This window comes from Mycolicibacterium arcueilense, from assembly GCF_058536225.1.
In genome coordinates, this window is the sequence record NZ_JBZTYL010000031.1 from 17521 (window position 1) to 40351 (window position 22831).

General features: G+C 65.1%; 23 protein-coding genes and 2 pseudogenes. 4 read left to right on the top strand and 21 right to left on the bottom strand.

Translation table 11 applies throughout. From position 1 onward, the window contains the following. Positions 1-453 precede the first annotated feature (453 nt). From AC4LGL_RS28125 to AC4LGL_RS28180, 12 genes and pseudogenes are all read right to left on the bottom strand, one after another. Positions 454-729, bottom strand: coding sequence for a hypothetical protein (locus AC4LGL_RS28125; RefSeq protein ID WP_491841620.1), 276 nt, complete (start codon positions 727-729; stop codon positions 454-456). Between the two features lie 163 nt (positions 730-892). Next, the gene (locus AC4LGL_RS28130) at positions 893-1762 is read right to left on the bottom strand and encodes a hypothetical protein (RefSeq protein WP_491841621.1); all 870 of its coding nucleotides are present in this window, start codon (positions 1760-1762) and stop codon (positions 893-895) included. Beyond that, positions 1755-1913 (bottom strand): hypothetical protein, encoded by a 159-nt coding sequence (locus AC4LGL_RS28135; protein WP_491841622.1) that lies wholly within the window; start codon positions 1911-1913, stop codon positions 1755-1757. Before AC4LGL_RS28135 ends, AC4LGL_RS28130 begins: the two co-directional genes overlap by 8 nt. Continuing rightward, entirely contained in the window at positions 1906-2526 is a 621-nt protein-coding gene (locus AC4LGL_RS28140) for a hypothetical protein (RefSeq protein WP_491841623.1), read from the bottom strand. Before AC4LGL_RS28140 ends, AC4LGL_RS28135 begins: the two co-directional genes overlap by 8 nt. After that, positions 2523-3554, bottom strand: a complete 1032-nt coding sequence (locus AC4LGL_RS28145; protein WP_491841624.1) for a hypothetical protein — start codon at positions 3552-3554, stop codon at positions 2523-2525. The genes AC4LGL_RS28140 and AC4LGL_RS28145 overlap by 4 nt, the downstream gene beginning before the upstream one ends. Before the next feature lie 53 nt (positions 3555-3607). Then, on the bottom strand, positions 3608-4459 hold the full coding sequence (locus AC4LGL_RS28150; RefSeq protein WP_491841625.1) for a DNA adenine methylase: 852 nt from the start codon (positions 4457-4459) through the stop codon (positions 3608-3610). Next, a complete protein-coding gene (locus tag AC4LGL_RS28155) occupies positions 4456-4752 on the bottom strand; it encodes a hypothetical protein (RefSeq protein WP_491841626.1) in 297 nt (98 codons plus the stop codon). The genes AC4LGL_RS28150 and AC4LGL_RS28155 overlap by 4 nt, the downstream gene beginning before the upstream one ends. Continuing rightward, positions 4749-5963 (bottom strand): annotated as a pseudogene (locus tag AC4LGL_RS28160) (DNA cytosine methyltransferase); the annotation flags it as partial. The pseudogene AC4LGL_RS28160 and the gene AC4LGL_RS28155, both read right to left, overlap by 4 nt. Positions 5964-6334: 371 nt before the next feature. Beyond that, on the bottom strand, positions 6335-6856 hold the full coding sequence (locus AC4LGL_RS28165; RefSeq protein ID WP_088295427.1) for a hypothetical protein: 522 nt from the start codon (positions 6854-6856) through the stop codon (positions 6335-6337). A gap of 60 nt (positions 6857-6916) precedes the next feature. Continuing rightward, positions 6917-7273, bottom strand: coding sequence for a hypothetical protein (locus tag AC4LGL_RS28170; protein WP_016894737.1), 357 nt, complete (start codon positions 7271-7273; stop codon positions 6917-6919). A gap of 30 nt (positions 7274-7303) precedes the next feature. Next, a complete protein-coding gene (locus tag AC4LGL_RS28175) occupies positions 7304-8509 on the bottom strand; it encodes a hypothetical protein (protein WP_016894738.1) in 1206 nt (401 codons plus the stop codon). A gap of 1 nt (position 8510) precedes the next feature. Beyond that, on the bottom strand, positions 8511-8795 hold the full coding sequence (locus AC4LGL_RS28180) for a type VII secretion target (protein ID WP_016894739.1): 285 nt from the start codon (positions 8793-8795) through the stop codon (positions 8511-8513). Positions 8796-8930: 135 nt separating this feature from the next. On the opposite strand from AC4LGL_RS28180, the gene AC4LGL_RS28185 reads away from it, so the two are divergent. The 3 genes from AC4LGL_RS28185 to AC4LGL_RS28195 are packed head-to-tail and all read left to right on the top strand — an operon-like array spanning position 8931 to position 11141. Beyond that, positions 8931-9737: a hypothetical protein gene (locus AC4LGL_RS28185; protein WP_016894740.1), complete on the top strand. Its 807-nt coding sequence runs from the start codon at positions 8931-8933 to the stop codon at positions 9735-9737. Positions 9738-9759: 22 nt separating this feature from the next. Continuing rightward, on the top strand, positions 9760-10563 hold the full coding sequence (locus AC4LGL_RS28190; RefSeq protein ID WP_016894741.1) for a hypothetical protein: 804 nt from the start codon (positions 9760-9762) through the stop codon (positions 10561-10563). 53 nt (positions 10564-10616) lie between these two features. Continuing rightward, on the top strand, positions 10617-11141 hold the full coding sequence (locus AC4LGL_RS28195) for a hypothetical protein (RefSeq protein WP_078332058.1): 525 nt from the start codon (positions 10617-10619) through the stop codon (positions 11139-11141). A gap of 210 nt (positions 11142-11351) precedes the next feature. On the opposite strand, the gene AC4LGL_RS28200 is transcribed toward AC4LGL_RS28195, so the two are convergent. From AC4LGL_RS28200 to AC4LGL_RS28215, 4 genes are all read right to left on the bottom strand, one after another. Continuing rightward, complete coding sequence (locus tag AC4LGL_RS28200; RefSeq protein WP_016894744.1) at positions 11352-12182, bottom strand: phosphoribosyltransferase; 831 nt, start codon at positions 12180-12182, stop codon at positions 11352-11354. Further along, positions 12179-13090, bottom strand: coding sequence for a DNA processing protein DprA (locus AC4LGL_RS28205; protein ID WP_016894746.1), 912 nt, complete (start codon positions 13088-13090; stop codon positions 12179-12181). The genes AC4LGL_RS28200 and AC4LGL_RS28205 overlap by 4 nt, the downstream gene beginning before the upstream one ends. A gap of 137 nt (positions 13091-13227) precedes the next feature. Further along, positions 13228-15771: a DEAD/DEAH box helicase gene (locus AC4LGL_RS28210; protein ID WP_016894747.1), complete on the bottom strand. Its 2544-nt coding sequence runs from the start codon at positions 15769-15771 to the stop codon at positions 13228-13230. After that, entirely contained in the window at positions 15768-17774 is a 2007-nt protein-coding gene (locus AC4LGL_RS28215; protein WP_043988209.1) for a site-specific DNA-methyltransferase, read from the bottom strand. The genes AC4LGL_RS28210 and AC4LGL_RS28215 overlap by 4 nt, the downstream gene beginning before the upstream one ends. A 148-nt stretch (positions 17775-17922) precedes the next feature. Here AC4LGL_RS28215 and AC4LGL_RS28220 point away from each other — a divergent pair, with 148 nt between their 5' ends. After that, positions 17923-18840 carry a restriction endonuclease gene (locus tag AC4LGL_RS28220; protein ID WP_078332057.1) on the top strand — a complete coding sequence of 306 codons (918 nt, stop codon included), beginning with the start codon at positions 17923-17925 and terminating at the stop codon, positions 18838-18840. A gap of 130 nt (positions 18841-18970) precedes the next feature. On the opposite strand, the gene AC4LGL_RS28225 is transcribed toward AC4LGL_RS28220, so the two are convergent. From AC4LGL_RS28225 to AC4LGL_RS28245, 5 genes and pseudogenes are all read right to left on the bottom strand, one after another. Continuing rightward, positions 18971-20380: a hypothetical protein gene (locus tag AC4LGL_RS28225; protein WP_176126543.1), complete on the bottom strand. Its 1410-nt coding sequence runs from the start codon at positions 20378-20380 to the stop codon at positions 18971-18973. A gap of 50 nt (positions 20381-20430) precedes the next feature. Then, positions 20431-20763, bottom strand: coding sequence for a hypothetical protein (locus tag AC4LGL_RS28230; protein ID WP_131630824.1), 333 nt, complete (start codon positions 20761-20763; stop codon positions 20431-20433). 230 nt (positions 20764-20993) lie between these two features. Continuing rightward, entirely contained in the window at positions 20994-21230 is a 237-nt protein-coding gene (locus AC4LGL_RS28235) for a hypothetical protein (protein WP_016895537.1), read from the bottom strand. A 236-nt stretch (positions 21231-21466) separates the two neighbouring features. Then, positions 21467-21730, bottom strand: a pseudogene (locus AC4LGL_RS28240) (Fic family protein); the annotation flags it as partial. 196 nt (positions 21731-21926) lie between these two features. After that, on the bottom strand, positions 21927-22550 hold the full coding sequence (locus AC4LGL_RS28245; protein ID WP_016895538.1) for a hypothetical protein: 624 nt from the start codon (positions 22548-22550) through the stop codon (positions 21927-21929). Positions 22551-22831 lie beyond the last annotated feature (281 nt).

Consider the following 22831-nt stretch of genomic DNA (forward strand, 5'->3'; position numbering starts at 1 on the left):
CAGGGATAAACCGCAAACGCCATGATCGAGCGCGCGTGCTACCCTGAGAATGACCATCCACGGTTATTCTCCTCGTTGACACGGGGATCGAGAGATCAAAGTGACGCTTGGCTCTCACTGAGGCCTCGGAGTTGACGGCTCCGGGGCCTCGACTTTTTGGAACGTCTCCCCCGGAGCTCACCCTGGAGGTGGCTGAGCGGAACTCGCCCGGCCCTGAGGCGTTATGAAAGCTGGTCCAAGGACACCCTTTTGAGGGTCTTGACCCTTCTCGATCCCACTATCTAGTTGTTTGCGCCCCGCCTCGACGGGGACGTCAGTCGAGCTGATTAACCTCCTTGAGCAACACGTGATCTCTCCATGCGACTCCGCCACGAGTCGATGGACTTGAAGTCGGCCGGCCCAAGCAGATCGAAGTCGTCGACGTTGCTGATGCCACTTGTCGTCGGCCTGAGCTCATGCCTGGATCACCCAGATGCCGCCGTCGTCTTCATCGAATTCCTCGCCAAACGGGATCAGCCGGAACGGCGCATGCAAATGGACCGTGAGTCCATGCCACACCCACTGGCCATTGCCGCAATCCCAGTAGTGCCAGCCAGATCCACCACGGGAGTCCCGCCAAACCCAAACGGTGTCGTTGTCATCGACCCAGTGGCGATCCCGTTGGGCAATGTTGGTGAAGCTGAGCTCGGTTGCGGTTTCGCTGATCAGTTGTAGGCCAGGCATGCGCATTCACCTCTCAACGAGCGGGAGCTGATCCCAGGTGCGCGCCCATCCAGTTTCCGGCCGGCCACCGCTTTGCCAGTGTCTAAGAACACGATTCGACTCGGGCGCGGCCACTTCGGTATCGGCTCCAGCACCGACTCTTGATGGAGGTTCTCGGGACGGATGGGCATTACGCTGTCGCCTCCTTACGTCCGCCTGCTGCCTGCAGGTCTCCGAGGGCGCGCTCCAGATCGGCGAGCGCGCTCTTGGTGTTGTCGATTGGCGTGTAGTAGCGGTTGGACAGGTCGCGCAGCGCCCGGTCGATCGAGCCCGCGGCGCGCACAGCCTCGGCGATGAGCTTGAGCTCGGACAGCCTGATCCATTCGGTGCCGGACCTGATGAAGCCGCGCGACTCTGCGCCCCAGTCGATTTGGCCGCCGAGCGCGGTCTCGATGCGCTTTAGTTTGTCGGCCAAATCGGCAGCATCCGGTGTGCCGCGCTGCTGTAGGCCTCGTTCTATGCCGTCGGCGACGCGGCGGTCTAGCTCGGTCCAGGCGTCCTGTCGGGCCTTGGCGCCGGCGGCCTCGATGGCCTGGGCGCGGAGGGTGTCCTGGCGGGCCAGCACGCTGCGCACGACGTCCCACGAGGGTTGGTGCACGGCGGGGTCCTTGCGAGCGGCCTTGACGCAGATGTCCATGCGGGTCTTGGTGCGTCGCCCGGGGACCATGAGGCCCCACCCGAGGGGTAGTTCGCCGTCGTGGACGATGGTCGGGTCGTTGACGACGAGCCACCATTCGTGGCATTCGTCAGCCCAGGCGTCGGCCTTGCCGGGTTTGTTGAGTTCGTTGAGCCAGTCGGCGCGGCTGATCTTGAGTTCGTGGCCGATGAGGATTCGACCGCTGGTGCTGGTGAATCCGGCGTAGATGGCGTCGCAGCGGCTACCGGCGCCCCATCCGCCGTTCTTGCCGACCTCGGGCAGGAACACCCCGCCTGGCATGTTGAGCCCGGGTTTGATGTAGTGACGCTGGAGCAGGGCGAGCAGCGTAGCAGTTTCACCCATTGACCAGCCCCAACAGCACATCCGCATGGCGCGGAAGCATCCGGCGGCCGGTCGGGGTGTAGATCGGCTCACCGCCCGGGACGTACGGGTCGAGTACGGCGCGTGGCTGGTCGCCTTCGGTGTTGATCCAGATCAGTTGGGGTTCAGCCATTGGCGATCAGCTCGTCTCGTGAGATGCGTTTCCACGTTCGTCCGATCCCGGGAGTGGAAATGTGGCGGACGGCGCGGATCTGGTCGGGTGTGAGGATCGCGGAGTGCGCGTGCCCATCGGGCGTAGCGCCGACGGCATAGGCGGTGGCGTACACGGCATACCAGTCGTGGGCTGGGCGGCCGTTCGGTTCACGATCAGCGATGGGAGTGGGGATCCAGCCGTCGCAGTCGCAGTCGGGGTCTGGGCAGGTTGTGCCGCGGTGGCTTTCACTGATCGGGTCCCGAGCAGCGAACCGCTGCATCCGGCCGGCGATCATGGGGCATGCGTGGGATACGTAGGCGGCGCATTCGGGGTGCAGTGGTGGCTCTTCGAATTGCAGCGCGGCGAGCTGTCGGGGCCCCCCGATGAGGACGAATGGTGGTCGCTCGATGGGTGTGCTGCAGACTTGGCAGAGGCCTTCGAGGTAGCAGCGTTGCGCGCGGCTGTCGTGCTGGGCGCGGAAGTCGACTCCGCCGTCTGCGAGTTGGACGTTGATCCAGGGGATTACCAGACCACCAGTGGTGGGCCGGGCTTCGCATGTCGCGGGGATCGGAGGCCGGACCATCTCGCTCATTGCTGTGCACCTGCGGCCAGTAGGGCACAGGCGAGTTTTTGCGCCTGTTCGGGCCTATCGCGAATGAGCGCACGGAAGGCGCTCTCGATTCCGTTGTTCAGGTCGTACAGACACACGGCACCGTCCGGCGTTGTGATCGCGGGAGTGCCTGAATCATCGTCATCTTCGGCAGCGCATACGACAGCGCCGATCTGATGCAATGCCTCCTCCACGGCGTCAATGACCAATTCGATATCGGGTGAGTCATCCGGTTCGATCTGTGCAGCAGTGAGGAATTGCGACACGACAGATGAAACGTCGGCCAAACCCACAGTGGTCATCTGCTTGTACGCGACGCACGGTCGATCCTCCGACTGAGGCTCGACCTCGCCGGTCAACACGAAATGCAGCAGGTTCGCGATCAGGCTGTGAGGATCGTCGACCCAGAGTGCATCGCGGGCACTGGCGATTGCGCCACGCAGCCGAGTCAATTCCCCGTCATCCGACATCGATTGGAGCTTCCAATGCACGCGAGGGTTAGTCAGCGACTCGCCTTGGGCCCGAAGCTGCTCCACCTCGGCCACCAGGTCGTCGCGCTTCTGACCCTCGGTCACCACGTGCCAGTGGGCCACGCGCTTGTGTTGCCGTCTCGCGTACTCGATCTCAGCATTGGTGGACTCGCCGACGTAGCCCGACTCATCCGAAACAACGATCACCTCGGAGGCCAGGTCGATCTTCTGGCGGTGCAACACATCAAGGCGCTCCTTCAACTCCGCACCTTGATTCTCCGGAGCGACAACACAGAACGGCATCAGCACGATCTGGGACCGCTCGGTGAGTTCCGCTGCCACTTGCAGCATCTGCGGGAAGAACCGCATGGACCCGCAGACCGCCACCACGGGCGAGCGCTGCTCCACCCCAGTCGGCAGGGACGACAAGGTGTTGACCATCCAGCGAGCCCGCCCGGGGTCCTGGCAAGGTGCTTCATTGATCCAGTCGGCGACCATATCCGCCGCTTCGTCGAACAGGCCGGACACGCTTTCAGTCATGTTTCAGGCTCCCAGTGCTGTAGCTGAAATTGGCGAGTTCGTCGAGCACGCGGTCAGCACGCGTCACCGCCAAGGTTGAACAACGCCGGCTGCTCAGCGATCGGCCGGTTCGACCAAATCACCTCGGTACGCGCTTGATTCGTACCGTTGCTCTGACCTGTCACGGTTGGAATCTCGAGGCGAGTCCAGTCGGCCAGCGCGGTGTCATAGAGGGTCGAGGGATACCCGGACAGCACCACCGCAGCCCGGCAAGCACGCAGCTCCTGGAGCAGTTCAGCGTGATCGGCTGCATCGGGCATGTCTAGCCGGTAGCCGTTGCCTCCACCGCGGGTGCTGCGAGTGGTGCCCAAATATGGTGGATCTACGTACAGGCAGCACTTGCGATGTGCCCCATACTCTTTGATAACCGTGAGCGCGGGCCTGCTTTCCAGGCTGACCTGGCGCAGTCGTTCTGCGCCGGCAGCCATACGGTCGACGTAGGCGGCAAGGTATCCGGGCATTCCGGTCGAGTTGCTGCCCGGGCTCACGTAGTAGCGCCAGCTGCTCGATCGCATCGTGCCGCCACGCGCTTGGCTGATCTGGACCCATACAAGCCGGGCCACTTCAAGTTCATCCAGACCTGCGAGATCGGTTGCGCGCGCCGCGACAAGCTCGGCACGAGAATGGGGGGTGAGCGCGCAAACCCTGGCGAGCTGCTGCGGCTGGTTGCGAAGCACTCGCCAGAAGGTCATGAGCAGACCGTCGAGATCGTTGACGGTTTCCATCCGACTGGGCGACTTGGCCAGCAGCACTGAGAGGCCTCCGGCGAATGGTTCGACGTAGTGCTCGTGCTCGGGCAGCAGCGCGGCGATCTTGGAGGCCAGCAGAGTCTTGTCGCTGTAGTAGGCCATCAGGGGCGCGGTCACGCGACTCCCCCTAGCTCGACGCTTACGCAGTCGATGCAGATCCCGAATCCTGCGTGCGCGCAACGGGTGAACTCGATGCCGCAACGCGCGCAGCAACGGCGTGCTGAGTGCTCACTGTCGACGATCCCGTACGAGTCGCGATGGTTTCCCGGAGTCGTGGTCAGCTGCTTGGGTTCATCTGCTTGGAGTGACAAGAGGTTCAGCCAGAGCCGGTCGTCACCGGTGACCGGCTGGTACGGCGCACGCACGGGGATCATGTCGGCGGTGACGTCGAAGATGCTGACGGCGGTCATGCGGCAACCTCGCTGTGCAGGGCGTCGCGTAGCCGGCCGCTGACCCAGGAGCCGACCGGTGGAGAGACGGCGTTGCCGTAACCGTCGACCTGGTCACTCGCCGATCCCCAGACAATGAAGCTGCCGTTGTAGTCGCCGAAGTCCACGTCGAACCCGCAGCCCCTGCCCACCTCGTGCGAGGCCATCATGCGGAAATAGCAGTCCTCTAACGACAACTCGGACAGCATCGCGCGCCACTCGGCCATCAACAGGCCGGTGTTGACCTGCGAGGTTTGCGCGCCCAACGGATCGGTCAGCGGATGCGGCGCCGGGAACTGCCCAGGCGAGGTGCCATTCTGCTTGAACCACCCTGAGAACAGCAGCGACTGCGAGGGCGAACCGACGATCGTCCCGAGCGGATTGCTGACCGGATGTGCCCGATATTGCGCTTCGCCGATCGATCCGTTGTTCTTGATCAGCCCGGCCGCGGTGAACAGTCCGGGGATCTGATCGGCCGTTACTGTCGGCATGGATTCGGCGTGCGTGGTGGGCACCGTGTTCTTCCGGAACGGAACCACCCCGGCCGACAGCAGGCTCAGCGTCTCCGATCCTCCCTGGGTCGGCAGTGGTTCGTCGGCGCCGCGCGGCGCGCCCTGGTAGTTGTTGACCGCCAGTAGCACCGCCTTTTCGTGGGTGCTGGTGACGGTGTCCATCGGCAAGGTGATGTGCTTGCCGTCACCGTTGTGGCGGTGCGCAGCCATGACCTGCCCGGTTACGGCGACCGGCGGGGTGATCAGACCCATGGTGTTCGTTGCGGGCTGTGTCCACAATGGCTGGCTGAGATCCCGAGTGCGGCAATCCGATCCAGGACGCTCGAAAGTATTCCCAGCCGCGACCATCACTGCGCCGGTAGACAGGACCGCAGTCTCTTGCTGGCTGGTTTGGGTCGACATCGGCTGCCACGGATGACGCTCCGATCCGCGCTGTGCTTTCGCTGGCATCAAGACTGCCGGGAACTCGGCGAACCGCTGCCGGCACCGCTCGGCCCGCGCCATCGTCGATGCGGCCAGCGGTTTCTTCCGGTCCCCGATGCGGGTGCCAAGGTTGGAAAGGTCCAGGGCCGCCAGCGACGGCGCCGAGGGTGGGATCACGATGCGCCGGCAACGTGGGGCGATATAGAGCCTGTCTCGACTTTGAGGTACCCCGAAGAACATCGAATTCAGATACAGGACACTTATCCGGACTACCGGGGCGGGATTTGTGACCATCCACGACCGACGATGCGGGAGCAGACCCCGGTATCGGTCGATCCACACCTTGACGCACTTGCGCGATACGCCGGTGGCGGCGTGCGATGTGCGCCTGCTTCCATCCGATCTGGCGGCGTTGCACGATGAGGAGCCGACCGTGGGTGGTCAGACGTGCGCTCGGTGGGACATGAAACCTCCGAAAAGTTCAGGCGGGAAGGTGCTCTGGTCATGGCACGCCTGAGCCGGGAGCCCGTGCGGGACGCCCGGCTCTGTTTGAAATGGGTGATGTTGGTCGGTGCGCCGGTGATCAGCTGGCGGTGTGCCACGCTTTGTGGACGAACTCCAGTTGGTTTCTAGGTCCAGTTGCGTACGTCGGCGCAGTGCCGCAGGAAGCCGAGCGGAACGGTCGGCTGCAGCACGGACGGTTTCCACCCCGTCGCCTCCTGCACGAAACCGCCCTTGTCACCCCGCCCCGGCCGCCACACCTTGTCGGCGACGGGGAGACAGTTCCAGTTGATCGGGCCACCATCAGCCGTCGACGTCGGCGGATCAAAACTCGCGTCGTACCGGCTCGCGTTGTCGGCGCCGTGGTCACCAAAGGCCGGCGCACCCGTGAGGAACCCGGAGCCCTCAACGAACCAGTGGATCGCGACGAGGCCGTACTGGCTCACGCCATGCCTCTGCAGATACTTGTCCCACTCCCGGAACAGGTCGTAGGCCGAGATCTCATCGGGTGTGTACTCGTCGGAAATCGGGTGGCAGTCGGCCTCCCAACGCCACCGCAGCGGGAAGTCGGAGCGGGTGTATCCGGTGTCCAATGACACGACGTTCCAGCGGTTCTCGGCTTCGGTGTACAGGCTGCTCTCATCGCTCATGTCCACATCCTGCCGTGGTGCCATGCCGCGTAGACCGAAGTTCACTCCAAGCGCAGTCGCTCAGTCCCCCGGCTGGACCTGTGCGAGTCCGATCCAGATGCGGTACTCCCACTCCTCCGGCTCAGCGTGGCGACCGACGTACATGCTCCGGACCCGCTCGATCGTGGCATCAGCGGACAAACCCCAGTCGGGGACCTCATTCCCGTCGCCCGGCAGATCCCCGACGCTGACCAACCCCTCATCCAGCAGCGCACGCAACACCGTCGTCACCACGTCGAACCGTTCGCTGTCGCCCGCCGCGAGGCGCTGCTGCGTCACGATCTGATCGACCTCGATCATGGGCACCCAGTCGTAAGCCGCGGCGTTCAGGATCTCGCTGCGCAGCGTGTCCTGCGCACCACCCACAGGTTCCGTCATCGCTGGCTGCTCCTCATGTTCGCCATCATCTCAGTGCCCCTCGAAGTCACGGGGACTCTCATTCGGGTTGTCCTCCCCGAGGATCGGAAACGGGTGGTTGATGCTCCCCGGCGGGTGCACCGGCTGCGGCCCGAACGGCTCCGCGGACGGCCCGCCCCAGCCCCCGATACCCGGCGTGGGTTTCACCGCGGGTGCAGGCTCGACGACCGGTGCCGGTTTGGCGGCGGGACCGCCTTCCACTGCTGGCGGTGATGCCGCCCGCGGCGCTTGCGGTTCCGCCACCTTCGGCGCCTCGACCGGTGCCTTCGGAGCCGGGATGCTCGGTTCGGCGCCCTTGTCGGGGTTGATGTGCACCTTGATGTAGCCCCGTCCGGGCACGTTCACGTCCAGCGCCGACTGGCCAGTGGACCGCGCAGCGGCACGCTCGCCCACTGACGTGCCATCGGGCAGGTCCACCGAAACCCCGTTGGTGCCGCCGTACCGCCCCGGATTCTCCACCCCGTTCTGCTTCATCCACTGCCAGAGCCGATCGATATCCGCCTGTGAGCGCACCACCTTGATGTTCGGCCTGCTGTCACTGGGCAGCTGATCGAGCACCTTGGCGATGTCCTGCCCGTTCGGCCCGGGCGGCGGCGGAGGCGGGACCGGACTGTCCTGCTTGAAGCTGTAGTCCACCATCTGCGTCGCGGGATCACCGTGCTTCCCGTCCTCGGGGAACTGCAACGTCTCCAGCGGCGCGAGCGCCGATGTGATCTGCGCGGCGACCTTCTTGTCCAACGCGGCGAGGGCCTGCACTTTCGCGTGGATGTCCTGTCCGAAGGCGATCGCCTGCTGCCGCCGCGACGGAGGACCGAACACCGTCGAATCGCGGACCGACAGGTCCTGCTCGACGATGAACCCCGCGGCTTCAGCCTCCTCGATCGCGGTCAACGCCTGCTGCTTCGCCCAGGTGAGATCGCCGGCGCCCACGGTGGCGTGCCCCGCGGCGGTGTAAAGGGCGTCACCCACACCACGCACCTTCACCACGTCGCGCCAGCTGCTCTCCACGGCGGTGTCCGCCGCGGTGCCCGCCCATTCGGTGCCGCCGGGGCGCAGCATCCCGGAGTGGATCGTCGTGAACTGGCCCTCCGCTTCCCGCGCGGCGGTGGACCAGTGGGTGGCAGCGGTCTCGAGGTGGGTGAAGTCCCATGCCTCGATGTCCGAGCGGGTCAGTGCCCCGCTGCCCCACGCAGCCATCTCAGACTTGCAGCGTGCGGATCGACTGAGCCGAGTCATCGTCGGTGGCCGCATACGCGCCCGCGGCGGCCCGCAGCGTGTCACCGGTCGACGTGGCCCGGACGGCCAGCGCGGTGAGCACGCCCCGCACGGATGTGTGGCCGTGCTGAACCGCGGAGACGGTCGCCTGCGTGAGATGACCGGTAGGCGCCGGTGCCGCAGCGGCGGACAGCGCGGCGGCGGCAATATCGCACATGGCAGCGTGCGAACGGAGACCTTCCGCGTCGACCTTGATGGCTTCTGCCACGACCGATCCCCCTCCCCAGGAGATCCAAGGATAAGGCCAGATCCGGTGCGGCTCCGACGCTGATTTCGATGGAAACCGGGGCCAGGCCGGCGAAGTGGAACCGATTCGTCGGTGCGGCGCTGTAGCGTCCCGACCGTGCGCGCCGACGAAGTAACGGACCCGCTGCCCGAGCTCAGCGCTGACCAGATCGATGAGATCCGCCGCGGGGTCCGTAATGCTGCGGCCGCATCCCACACCGAACTCGCCCGCGTATGTGCGGGCTACTGCGAGCACTTCAATATCAGCTACCAGACCATTCGGAAACTCGCCGATGTGCCACTGCCGAACTACCTCGACATTGGTTCAACGACCCGCGCTCGGCAACCCGTGCAGCCGCCCACTTCGTCGCTGACCGCGGAGCAAACTGCGGCTCTACTGGACGCGTACCGCGACACCTTCTTGACGTCGAAACCGACTGCGGCCGCACGGGAGTGCATCGAAGCGTTCGCACTCCAATTCGAGGTGCCAACGGCGGCGATCAGGGAGGTACTCGCGACCGACGAGCGTGCTAACCGCCAGCAGTACGGGGCGTTGCGAGAAGCCGGGAAGCGCCAGCGTGCGGCGGCGGCCGAGAAGGAGCAGCAGCAGCGCGCCGAGGCGAAGCGTCGCGCAGCTGAGGAGGCACAGCGGAAGAAACAGCTGAAGGACATGCCCAAAGGCATGCGCGTCGAGGACTACGTGAGCAGGGCGACTCACTGCCCGGTGTGCGCCCGGGACTTCGGCACCAACCGCATCCCGCCGCACGGCAAGCCTCATGCGTGCCGAGGATCAGGACGACTCGGAGCGACTCTATGCTCGATCCACCAGGCCCGCCGCGAGAACGACAAGTCACGCCGCGCAAGCGGTAGCCGTAGCGTACGGACCGTTGGGGGCGGCCTGCCCGGCCTGGGCCACCGGGCTTAACGGCGACCCGGGAGGCCGCAGCATGACACCAACCGAGCGACTTCTGACGATCCTGCGATTTCTCGGCGAAGCGCGCGGGGCCGACGCGGCGGACGCGCAAATGATCCGCGACGAGATGGGCATGTACGACGGGATCGCCGGTGCCCGTAAGTGGCGCCGTGACATCCGCACACTCCGGGACCGCGGACTCATCGAAACCGACCTGACGAAACCGATGACTCCCAACAGAACCGGCATTCGCCTCCGTGTACCCAAGAAACCGGACCGTCTTCACCTCACCAGTGACGAGCTCATGGCGATCTGGCATGAGTGGCGAGCACGACGATCTGGAATCGGCAGCGTGTCTCCGTTCCTGACCTCGCTAGACAGCGCTACTCACGAGATCGACGACGTGGGCCGTATCCTGCGCTTCCTGGAGCACAGCGAAGACGAGATCGAACTGGTCCAACTCGCAGAATGGATGCAGGTCCCCGAAAGCCGCGCGGTCGAACTTCTCAACGTCTTGAGCATGGAGAGCGTCTTCAACGGTGGACTGGTCGTCAGTGTCGAACTCGCCTCCGGAGACGATGACGGCGATGATCCGCAGGTGACCGCCGTGCGAGTCTTCCGGGGACGTCCGTGCGCCGGGAGCCCGATACGCGGCCGCGGCATGGATGAACTCGGATTCTTCCCTTACTCGCTGTCCGAGACTGTGGAGCGCCTGGCACTCATCGAGCAAGCTCTCGCCTCGGACGACGTCGGCGAGGGGCGACGCCGCGTCCTGCGCAACGCGCAACACAAGTTGTTCGAGTGGCGCGACACCTTGACCGACAGGCCGATGTCCTAACTCTCCGGATCGTGGTGTGAGTCAGGAAATTCCACACCGAATCGAGGACCGTCATGCCTACCGAAGTCACCGCGAACATCATGATCGGCGCTGTGTCCAACAGCTCCCACCACGGCGCACCTTCTAGCGGCGCTACTGGAAAGTTGTTCTGCCCCAGCCACATTCTGGTCCTGATGGAGGGGACCCGCGCTACGTGGGTGGTTCAACGCTGCCCGTCAGTGGGCCGGCCTACCCACGGCCCGCAGACCCGGCGCATCTGCCCGTCCTCCCCCGATCATCTGCTGGCCGCCGCTGTGCTCGGGTACACCGCGATGACTCAACCCGACGCGGTGAGTGCGTCAGCCGAACTGCGGGATGCCGTCATCGAGGATGCTTCCACCGGGGACGTGCGCATCGTGCCGCTGGACCGCGATCTCGCTTCGCAGGTGTTCGACACCTGCGGCGCGTATGTGTACGCGATGGTCACCGCCCTTCCCGGCAGCTCGATCAACGATGACGAGCTGCGACTCGCCGCAGATGCAGGCATGCAGATAGCCGTGGCCGCACGTTCCGTTGACAACGCGGCGGTTATGCAGTGAAAGTCGCCGGTGCGGAACCGATCATCCGCGGCGTGCGTCTAAATGGTCATGGACGAATACGCGGAGGACCTGTCGGGACCGCGGCTACCCGACGACGTGGAGCAGTTCTTCGCACGGGAGCGGGCGTGGCACCGGCAGCTGCGCGGAACGGGCTTGGTGACGCCGGCGGAGTCGACCGCCGAACTCCTACGATGGGTAGAGCGATGACAGCTACTCGTGCTGAGGGTTGAGCCGGCACTGGTGTGTGCCCGCGAAGCAGTCGAACGGGTCGTAGGGCTTGGTGGTGACCTGTTTGAGCAGCGGAACGTGTGACTCCCAGTCCCAGCTGAGCCACCGCGCGACGCACAGCCCTGTGACACTGACGGCCCCGGCAGCCTTGAGTGCAGCGGCGGTCGACTGGATCGATGTACCCGTCGCCCACGTGTCGTCGACGAGGAGGACCCTCTTCCCTTCGACCCTGGACCGCCACTTTTCGGGTACCGCGAAGCGGTCGGCGTTGGCGACGCGCGGCAAGTTCACGGGACCGGGTTCGAGGGCCACGCGCTGGATCTCGTGCGGACCGCCAGAAGCGGGGTCATCCACCGCGAGCCGTGCCACGTTGCGCGCGATACCGGCGACCGGGTGCAGCCCCTCCCGCGGTGTTCGCGACGGAACGAACGCGGCGGCATCCCACCCGCCGTCCACGGCAAGCATGCAGGCGTCATGGATCCAAGTGACGACGAATGCGAGCTCGTGCACATGCTCCACGCAGAGCTCGGTGGGAGGGATCTCCTTGTAGAGCCGCATCGTCTGCGCGCTCTGCGACCAACCTCCGGGATTCTGTCCGTCGGCGTACGCGAGGAAGAACGTCTGATCACAGGTCGCGCCGTCCAGGGCCGCCTCAGTGGACTGGCACCGGGAGCACACGTCGGAGCCCGACGCGGGTCCGCGGCAGACACGGCAGATACCGGGACCGGCTGCGATGTTGTGGAAGTACGCGACTTTGCCCAGAGCGACGGCGATGTCGTGACGCAGCTGCACGTCGGTCTGCCGGTCGGTCACCAGGCGGTGCCCACCGGCTGACGAGCCAGGTGGGATCGCACCGTCTGATCCGCGGCGGCGATCTGTTCCAACTGCGCAACCGCTTCACCTGCGGTGCTCGCCACGAACACATCAGGCCGGTCACGGAGCTCCCTGCCCCATGTCGTGCCGGTCGCGACACTGCTGTGCAGCACCAACCTGCGACCATGGGCGACCGCCTCCGTCGCCTGGTGCTTGGTACCGGACTTCTCGGAGGCCTCGGCGATCACCGTCACGCCGGAGTAGGCGCTCATGGTCTTGTTGCGAGCAGGGAACGCCCACGGAGCGCCCCGGAATCCCGGAAGGAACTGCGTGAGCAGCAGTCCGCGTTCAGCAATGGTGGCCTGCAGCTTGGCATTCGGCGCCGGGTACGCATGGTCGATACCGGTGCCGATGACACCCACCACACGGCCGCCCAGTTCCAGCGCGGCGGTCATCGCGGCCGTGTCGATTCCCTCAGCGAGCCCGGACACCACAGTGACATCGTGAGCCGCGAGACCAAGCGCGACACCGCGGGCGAAGTCGATGCCGGCGGCTGACGCCTTGCGAGAGCCGACGATTGCAACGCTGTAGGCATCCGTAGCGAGGGTGCCCTCTGTCATCAGCAGTGCCGGCGGACGCCGTGCTGCCCGCACCCGATCCGGGTAGGCGGTATCGAGAACCGTCAGAGCTCGCCAACCGCGCGCAGTCCACTGCTCGACGTCACGGGCCGCAGCATCGCGATCCGGCTCAGTTCCCGGTACCGACACGAGGGTCGTGGCAACGTGTTCTTCCCACAGCTGATCAGCGGAGCCGACGTCGAGTAGCGCCTCTCCGATGCCGGCCAGCGTCAGCGTCTTCGGCAGATCGCGCATCAGGGCCACCACGGTGGAGGCAGCTGAATACGCCATGCTGCACCTCCGTTCCCTGATCAGCATGCTAGGGCGAGGCTATCCCGCCCTGCGGGTGACGGCACCCGACACTCCGTCTACGACCAGCAGTGTAGAGAGCAGGTCTGACAGATCGCGGTGGTCGACGAACTGCCGGGTTACGGGTATGCCATGCCTTCCGCGGCGAACAAAGCCTCGATCAGGATCCCGTTAGTCGCTCCCAACAGCCGTTCGTCGATACCGTCGATCTTCAAGTCGAGCGCCTGCAGCGCCCCACCGACCTTGATGACGGCCAAGCATCGACGGACACGATCGGAGTGGTCCTGCGCGTAGCGCGCGAGCGCCGACCACTTCGCGGAGGTGTCGGCGAGGTCGTAGCGATGCGGGTCCACGATGTCCATGACGAACTCGCCGCTCGCATCGTCGTGCCAGAACAGGAAGTCCGGGTGCATCAGCTGGTACTTGTCGCCGAACAGGTACGGCACCGCAAGCGCGTGCTGCCCCGACGACGGGTTCCGGTACCAGCCCACCAATGTCTGCGCGGAGAGCTCCGCTTTCAGCACGGCGGACTCCCACGACGACCGGGACGTGTCCACCGGGAATCCGCCGGCGTCCGGCTTGCTGTCAGGGATCACGTACAGGTGGTACGGGTATGTGGTGATCGGTTCGGTGGTCTGCCCGCGCACCTTCTCCGTCGCCGCCGGGTACACGTCGCGCACCTCGACCGTCGTCGGCAGCATCGGCATCCCTCCCAGATGCCAGAGCGGCTCGATCTGATCACGCACATGTCGCGGACGCCGCGACACCTCCGATCGGTGCTGCTCCTTCCAAGAGCTGATCAGCGCGGCGGCCTGCGTGTCGATGATCTCCTTGAAGCCCAGTTCGGCCATGGCGGTCAGGCGTGCGGCCGCGTCGACCTCATCCTCTCCGGCATCGCACAAGTCGTTGTAATACCAGTTGGCCGAGCCGTCCGGCAGGACCCGTTGGGCGCGGCGGAAATACCCATCCAAGTCGCGTTCGTTGGTCGCAGTGTCCGCCTTGCCGACGCTCTCCATGATCGTCTCGCCGTACGCGACCATGGTGGTACTTACGGTCAACGACAGGATGTCCGCGACCTTGGCGTCGATCTCGTGGCTCCGCTGGCCGTCCGCTGCGCGCATCTGGTCGACGATCCACTGCTTGGCCTTCGCCGAACCCTGAGCCACGAGGCCGTGCTCGGTAAGCGCCGCAGCGAGACGCAGAAGCTGCGCCGTGCGGGAGCTGAACGTCGCCCTCTGCCGGGTGTACGACGGCGTCGTGTCGAGCAGGTCGAACACCTCCGACGGAACCTTCGACGAGCGTCCGCACATCACCGGGGCCACGACGACATCGACCTCGACTGTCTCGTCCTCAGTGAGCGCGTTGACGACTCGCGCCACGTGCTCGGTGCGGAACCCGGGCAGGTACGCGGCCACCTCGTTCAGGCGGTCATCGCCGCCTTCGATCCGCTTGGCCAGCGGCGTCCGGACTAGTCGCCCGATCAGCTGGGCGATCTCGGTGTAGGAGTCCTTGCCCTGAAACGAGACCAGCACCTCGGCTCGTGGGCAGTCCCAGCCGGTGGTGAGTGCTGACTTGAAGAGCACCACCCGGGCACGGTCGTCGTCTGAGATCGCCTCGGGTGGCAGGTAGCGGACGGTGCGATCTCCCACCTTCAATGGGCCGTGGGGGTCGCCGAAGGCGTGCGCGACGGCGTAGTCGCTGAGCTCCGGCCACGTGGACTCGATGACGGAAAGTATCTCCGGCAGTTGACGATTCGCAGGGTCCTGTGCGACCTGAACTACCAGCAGCGGCTCCACCAGCCGGTCGCCGGTGGTCTCGTGGTGCGCCCTCCAGGCCGCGTCCGCGCTTTTCAGATCCTCCACGGCGAGCGCCAGCATTGTGTTGTTCGCCGACTGTGACTCCCCCAGGCTGCGAAGCAGAATTCGGTCCTTGAGGAGTCCGGATTCGCGCACGTCCCCGGCCTTGACCTCGACCAGTCGCATGGTGCGGTCCGCGGCCTGCATCGCGGCTTGGAACCGGTCCGGGGTGGCCGAGATTCCGAGCACCACCGGTGCGGCGGGCTGCGTGGTCCCGATGTTCGTCACGCCGCCGCCGACGATGGTGCCGGCGATCGACTTCCGCTCGGTACTTCTCGTCCCCGAACCGCGGTGCGCCTCGTCCCAAATCACAACTAAGTCTTCGCCGCGCTCCCGGACGGTGTTGGCGATCATGTCCCAGCCGCCGTACGTGCGCCGGTCGTTGTGAGTGCCGTCGGGTCGGGTTGCGTGCAAAGTCGAGTTCTTCTGCATCGCCTGGATGTGGACGAAGTAGATGAAGCCTGGAGCGAGGGTGCGGTAGTCCTCTTCACCCAGGTACCTGATCTGGGTGAGGTCGATACCACCACCGGACGCCTGATGGATCTTCTTGATCGTCTGCGCGTTGAGGGAGCGGTCGTCGGTGATCCACAGCACCGTCATGTTCGGGTTAGCCAGCCGCGTCGGGGTGCCCTTGTAGATGCCTTCCAGCACGGCGGTTGCGATGACTGTCTTGCCCGCTCCAGTAGGGGCTGTGAGGCCAACAGCTGTGCGTTCACCGTCGTCGAGGTACCCGGCTCGGGCCTTCGCCAGGTTCGAGAGCACCGACTCCACGGCCTTGGTCTGATACGGCTCCAGCGCGAATCTCACCGCGTACCGCCGACCGTGTTGATGGTGTAGTTCGACAGGTAGTCCTCGTACAGCTGGACCGTTTCGATGCCGACCGGGAGTCGTTCGGCGGCCTGCTGGTACTCGGCGGGCGAGTCGGTGATGATGAACAGCACCGACGGCGCGCAGTCGGCGATCGAGGCATCGGCCACCGCGGTAGCGAACCCGGTGAGCGCGTCGATGTCGAAGAGGACCCCGTAGTTTTCGGTCAATGCCCAGCCCTCCGCTGGAAGCTCTTCAATCCGCTGGCCCCGGGCTCCGCCTTCCAGCCAGAACAACGGAGCCACGGCGGGGAACTCCTGGCCGCGGCGCACCGAAGATGGGTCCAGGTAGGTGAGGTCGAACATCTCCACATTCGCAGCGAACCCGTCGGAGTACACCGATCCGTCCGGGCGCTTACCGGTGACCACTGTTGAGATACGCGGGCGGCAGACGTACTCGAACACGCCGCGAGCCTCCCACTCTTCATCACCCGGATGCAGACCGGCCGTTCGAAGTCTCCTGGCCTCGCCGGAGCCGACCTCGTTGTTGGTGACGAGGATCGACTGGCGAGTTCCACCGTCCTGCTCGTTGAGTCGCATAACAGCTTCGGTCGTCGTTCCAGAACCGCCGAAGAAGTCGAGCACGACCGCATCCTCGGACGCGACTATCCCGATCCACCGAGTGATGATTTCCACGTCCTTCGGGTTTGGGAACCGGCGATCACCCAGCACAGCCTCCAATCGTCGCGATCCCGGCATGCGCGGCTCGGAAAACGTCGGGTACGGCACGCGGTCTTGCTGATCAGCGAGGTACCGCTTCAGTCTCGGGGTCGTGGATTCGTCGGCGCCGAACAGGATTCGACCATCGGCGATGAGCTCCGCCATCGTGTCTTTCGCGTAGCGCCAGCCGTTCATCGGGGTGGGAACCGGGCGACGGGTTCGCGGGTGCTTGACCTTGTAGATCAGGTTGGGTCGGCGGTTAGGGCTGGTCAGGTTATCAGCTTGGAACACCCGTCCTTCCGCGTCGATCTGGTCGTAGCGGAACACCGACGGCTCCAGCTGTCCGCGCAACGGTCGGAGCGCTGCGCGGTACAGCCGGGTGGCTTCCTCCGGATCACCCGCTGCCTCGGTCCAGGCTTCCTCCGCGGCCGCAAAGGCGTCTTCGATCCCGGGCTTGCGTTCCTTCCACCGGCACTCGGTCTCCGACAATCGGGACTCATCGCGTGCGTACACGAGCATGTAGTCGACGCCGCCGGCGGTGTAGCGCGCATCGTTCTTGCCGCTGCCCTGCCAGGTGATGTTGGCGAGAAAGTTCTGGTCTCCGAAGACCTGATCCAACAGCATTCGGAGGCGATGATGCTCCTCGTCGCCAATCGCGACGAGGAGCACGCCCGTGGGCTTGAGCAGGTCTCGGGCGATGAGCAGCCTGCGTTCCAGGAACGACAGCCACTTCGACGACTTCGCACGGTCGTTCTGGTCGACGTAACGGTCGTTGTAGATCCACCCCTCGTTGCCGGTGTTGTATGGCGGGTCGATGTAGATCAGGTCGACCTTTTCGCGGTGGGTGGACCGCAGCGCCTGCAGGGCGTGGAAATTCTCTCCGTTTATCACTAGATGCCACGGAGCGTCCTCGGGACCGTTCGGGATCCGGTCTACCGAGTGCAGACCGGGGTAGATCGGCTCCCCGAACTCGCGGATGACGATCAGTTCAGACACCGGCCGCTCGCCGCCGTCACCACTGAGCACCGCGACCTCGCGGGTCCGGTCGGTGAACCGTTCCACCGTCCACGTCACTGCGGTGGATTCGTCACGTAGGGCGACACGGATGCCCTTACGGATCGGGTGGTCGGTCAGGCGCACAGACTCTGGTAGGTGACGGTCGAAAACAAGTCCGAACCGACGGGAACCGCGTAGCAGTTCAACCTCGCTGGCGAGCCGATTGCGCAGAGACCCGTCCTGGACCCGGCCGATCAATTGATCGAGGACATTGGTCTCGTCTGCCATCTAGCCGCCCCCTCCAGCGCCGTGTTCATCGATCCCCGAAGCCTATGTGGCCTTATGTTGGGGATGCCCGGCTGCTCCCGGTTTCTCGCGTTTGTCATGGTCCGGTGACCCGCCCGATGCCGAACGGCTATGGGGGCACTGTTCGGGCATGTCGATCGAGGCACCCGGCTACCGAGCGCATAGGTTCGGTGCTGTGACCTCCGTGCCTCCGTATCAGGACCTGCTCTGGCCCGCCGTCCAGGCGATACGCGACCTCGGCGACTCCGGGGCCATCGACGAGATCACCGAACGCGTCTTGGAACTCGGGGACTACTCCGACGCGCAACAGGCGGTCCTGCACGGCGACGGACCCGGGACCGAGATCGCCTATCGACTGGCCTGGGCGCGGTCGTACCTCAAGGGCATGGGCCTCGCCGACAACTCACGCCGCGGCATCTGGAGCCTCACAGAGAAGGGCCGCACGGTCACCGAACCGGAGATCGAACCCCTGCGGCAGCTGTATGTCGCCACGTCTCGCAGGGAACGCAAGCGCAAGGCAACATTGGACGAACTTGTCGAGTTGTTCGAGACGAACCCGGAGACGCCTCAGCTCGAAGCGGAGGAATCTTGGCAGGACCAGCTCCTCGAAGTCGTGATGACGATGGAGCCCGCCGCGTTCGAACGCCTCGCGCAACGGCTCCTACGCGAGGCCGGGTTCACCAACACCCGGGTCACAGGGAAGACCGGCGACGGTGGGATCGATGGCGTCGGGGTGTACCGGCTCTCCTTGGTGAGCTTCCCCGTGTTCTTCCAGTGCAAGCGTTACGTCGGCTCGGTAAGAGCCGGGGCGGTTCGCGACTTCCGCGGCGCGATGACTGGACGCGGTGACAAAGGCCTGCTGATCACGACCGGAACCTTCACGGCCGACGCCAAGGCGGAAGCCGCACGGGACGGCGCGCCACCGCTCGACCTCATCGACGGCGCCCGGCTGTGCGAGCTGCTCAAGGAGTTCGACATGGGAGTCACGACGCGGATTCGGCAAGTCGAGGACGTGTGGGTGGACGCCGCATTCTTCGAGGGGATCTAACTGGCCCGTCCGGTGCGACGACTGCGCACGCTGCTGGGAAGAGATCGACCGGCAGGTGCATGAGCACCGGCAATCACGGTAAACCGGTCGGCCACACGGACCGCGCCAGCCACGGCGTGGTAACTGCCGTCTACGCGGGTTCCGCGTCGTAGAAGTCGTCGATCGTCCACGCCTCCGTCGAGATCGGCAGCTGCTCCATCTTCGTTCGGGTACCCCGGCGGTCCATGGCACGCGCAGTCATCTCGACGTTGATCGGCTCAGCTACCGCGGGACCGGGGATGACGGTGATCGCGTAGCCGTCCGCCGATTGACCAGGTCTGAGGTCGCCGACGGTCCACGTCACCTCGTAGACGTCGCCTTTGTCCTCGACCGCGCCCCCGTGCGGAGAGAAGTCGACGGGTCGAGACCACGCTGCGTTCGCGAGGGCTCTGTTGCGCATCTCGTCCAGCGGTTCCGGCCATCGCGGCCGCGGTGGGAGATCGTCGACGCTCGGCGGGGTTGTGTAGGCCAGCAGACCCCGCTTCGGGATCCGCACAGTCAGCTGGACGCCGGACACCGGGTCCTCAGTCGCGTTGCCCACGGCGAAGTGCACGGTGTTCGAGTCATCGTCGAGAACGATTTCGCGGATGATCCGATCGAGAAGCCGGCGGCGCATCTGGGCCAGGTAGTCCGTCACCCGCTTCTCGAACTCCTCGGCGTCCTTCGGATCGGCGTACGTGCGCATCGACGCGAAGGCGCCAACCTGGCTGCTCAGCGAACCGTACGCATAGTCCGCAGCCCAACCCGGCCGAGCCGGGTTCGGTGCCGGCTTAGGCCGCGGCGCCGGACGGTCCGGCGGCTTGCCGCTGTTCGCCCTCACGTGCGTCTCGCGGCGGCGCAGCCAGTCGTCGCGGTCATCCTGTGTGATGCGCCACCGGATCAGTGGGACTGCGGCACATCGCAGATCAAGATCCAATTCCGGCTTCTGCAGGCCCTGCACGAGACGCTTGCTGAGCATGTCGATCTCGCCCGTGCCGGCCGGTTCGGACTGAGCCGTGCCGCGGTGAAACACGGTGCCCGCGGCGGCGTTGTACTTCGCACCGTCGTTGTACGTCTTCTGCAAGGTGTGGATCGGGTCCCCGGGCCGCGGTGCCTCGACGACGATCACCAGCACGGTGACCTCTTCGAACGGGACATAGAACGGAGTCCAGCGGGGACCGCCCATGTACGTCTTGATCGCCTGCCCGAGCTCGGCATGATCGACGGCACCCACACCAGCTGCGGCTCCCGGCTCAACGCCCACCACCATGTACGCGACGCCCTCGCAAGCGAGCTGTGCCTGCTCAACGGAGCGGTTGGCGAACCCGAGGATCGCTTTCGCGACGGCGAACTTGCCCGCCGCCTTCGTGAGGTCGAGGGCGTTCTTCCACTCCAGCCAGTTCGTCTCCTGGGTGCCGGCCGGTGAGCCGTGGATCGCCGCGACCAGAGTGAACAGCTCGTCGCCGGTGCGCATTGCCCGAGTCGTGTCTATGTCGCTCAGCAGGAGGGGCTCAGGATCCACCAGATCAGCGTATGCGGCAGGGATGACAGCTCCAGCGGGGCGACAAGTCGTCAGATCGGCTCGGCGACGCTCCACCAGCAGGACCTAAGCGATTCGGCCCCATAGACCTGCACCTCGTACCTGACCCCGAGCTCCTCAAGCCAGCGCAGCGTTCGCTCCCTCACCGCGTACAGGGTGCGGGCCAGCACGGCATTGTCGGCGGGTTCACCGGCAGCGGGGATCGCGGCGAACATGTCCAGTAGGTCCGGCCAGAATCCCGCCATGTAGCGATCCCACTGCTCCGGCGACGGGTTCGGGGCTGACCGGTCGTCACCGTGGTACAAGCGATAGGCGGCGTACGCGACAGCCTTGACCACTTCCTTCGCCGCGGTCAGCACAATCACGCGCGTACGAAGACCCGAGAATTTGAGGGCACGCTCAACTTCAAGGGCTCCGCGGAACTCGGAAAGATTTTGGCGAAAGCCAACGCGGAAGGAACCGCCAAGGGCGGTGTCAGGAGTGCATCCGAGTTCCAGCATGAGCCCATCGGGCATTCGCCCGCTGATTTATGTTGCGTAGCAACGACAATCGCGCTTTCAGGCAGGCGATTGGCGCTTGAAGACTTTCACTACCTTCAATGCGACCGCCACCGGGTGGCGGTCTGCGCCGCCAAACGCTCGACGGCATCGCTGCGTCCTTGTTGCAACGCCTCGTGCGGTGTGCGCCCGTGCAGCTGGTCGCTGGATGTGCGCATCCACAGTGCAATTTGCCAGCTGTCAGCGGTGCCCCGGGCCAGGGTTGCCACGATACGTCCAAGGCCGGGCAGCAAAGTGTCGTCAGCTGCTACCTGGAAGGTCGGGAAGACCAACATGCTCTCAGCTGTGGGGCAAGCCAGCAGTTCATTCCGACGGACCAGGGCTGTGACCGTATCCACCGAGACTCGCAGCCGATGTGCGATCTGCGCGGTGTCGTGGAAGGGCCCGATGAGCTCGTCGAGCGCGTTCGCATCGTCGGTTCCCTTCGAATCGGGGTCGATATCAGCCTCCTTTGCCGATCACCGGTGAGTCACCGGGGGCGGTCATCGGCCGCGCCCTCCGGTGTGTTCGTTCATTCGATTTTAGGTCGGCCTCCCGCGCTGACGGCACAGACGACTGGCGTCATGTATTGGGGTTGCGGGTGTGGCTGATCATGGTGAGGGACTGTGAACGCTGGCCGCATCCACCTCATCAGACAGCTGGTCGTAGTCGATGGCTCGATTAGCTTTGTGCTGCACGGCAGTTCGTGAAACCAGGTTGTACGGCCATTCAGGTCGCGGAACGGATGCGCGTAGTTCAACCAGTGGTACACGATGGTGGCCCGCTCGGCGACTTCACTATTGTCTGTCGTTGCTGGTAGCGCCGTTCCAGCTCTTCGCGCACTGCAACATTCGGATTACCCGCCGTATTTGACCGCGCTGAATAGTAGGTCGGCGAGTTCCCGGGCGAGCTTCATCACTCGCAGCGGCTGAGCGACCACCTACCCGCAAACGTTTACGTTGTCGGCCTTGGTGGCGTCGGGCGGCTGGTGTTCACGACCACAGCTCCCGCATGACCCCGACGAAGTCCCGCCGCGTCTCGACCATCCGCTGCTCCCACTCGGCCGTCCGCTCCCGCTGCGCGGCGTACACAGCCCGCTCGCGGTCGGTCGGCGGCCGCAGCATCGAGCGACTGCCGTCGACTCGGACCAGCCGGTCACCCGATGCAGCGAAAACCGCCCTCTCCTCGTCGGTAAAGTCCGGTGACGGCTCACTGAGCCGGTCGATCAGGTCCTGGTAGCGGGCGCGGCGTTCGCCATCGCAAAATGTGATAGCCCAGTCCTGGTGATAACGCAGCGACGCGATGGCCAGGTCGTTGAAACTGTCGTCGAACTCGTCAATGACCCAATCGAAGACCGCGTCAGTGAACCGAGGTGGCGCACCTACAGCCTCGCCGTAGGTGAGGCTGCGCCGGTAATACACGATTGCGATTGGGCCGATCGGCAACAGACTCCGCCTGTAGAGCCCGCCCCGCTCAAGCCGGTTCCATAACGGTCCGTCCCCGCTGTGGTGACGGCGCAGTTCGATCCGTCGGCGGCCAATTGTGACCGCAACACCAGGTTCCTCGTCGCGGTCCCTGCGTGCGCGCAGGGTCAGCGCAACGGTGAAGTCAAGCATCGCCGGGCTCCTCAGGGTGGAATGGGCAAAGCCTGCCAGGCTATCGGGTCAGCACATAACTGCGCCAGCGGATTCGGCAATGGCGCGGAGACAGCCGCCGAGCGTCACCGTTGCTGCCTCCTCGAACGGTGCTGGATAACAGTGTGTAAGCCGCTCGCTGGTGTCCGTGCGGGGTCGAAATACGCTCCGAACTGAGCCCGTGAGCCCTAAACCTCGATCCACCGATGAATTGCCTGTGTAGGTGGGTGTCGATATAAGGAAAGTGCCCCTTGAGCTGGGAG